The 392-nt window shown below is 73.7% G+C and carries 1 protein-coding gene; it reads left to right on the top strand.

Annotated elements, in window-relative coordinates:
• Positions 1 to 392, top strand: a 392-nt coding sequence (locus AC5RUJ_RS18610) for an extracellular solute-binding protein (RefSeq protein ID WP_494156558.1), incomplete at both ends; no start/stop codon positions are given.

Below are 392 nucleotides of genomic sequence, written 5' to 3'. Positions count from 1 at the left end.
GGGCGCGGCCGGCCGGTCGGACGGTTCCGGGCCCGAGGGCACGGTGACCGTTTTCGCGGCGGCGTCGTTGCACTCCGTCTTCTCCGGGCTGGCCGACGAGTTCGAGGCCGGCCACCCCGGCGTGGACGTGCGCCTGAACAGCGGGGGTTCTTCCGACCTCGCCGCCCAGATCCTGGCCGGGGCCCCGGCGGACGTTTTCGCGACGGCCGACCAGGCGACCATGGACCTGGTTGCCGGCCACGGACTGAACGAGGGCCCGCCGGCGGTCTTTGCCACCAACGTGCTGCAGATCGCGGTGCCCGCCGCGAACCCCGCCGGCGTCTCGTCGCTGGACGACCTGGCCGAACCCGGGGTCAAAACCGTGCTGTGCGCACCCCAGGTTCCCTGCGGCG

The organism is Arthrobacter sp. Y3223164, assembly GCF_059091005.1.
The sequence above is the reverse complement of the archived record's forward strand: the minus strand, read 5'-3'. Positions and strand labels throughout refer to the sequence as shown.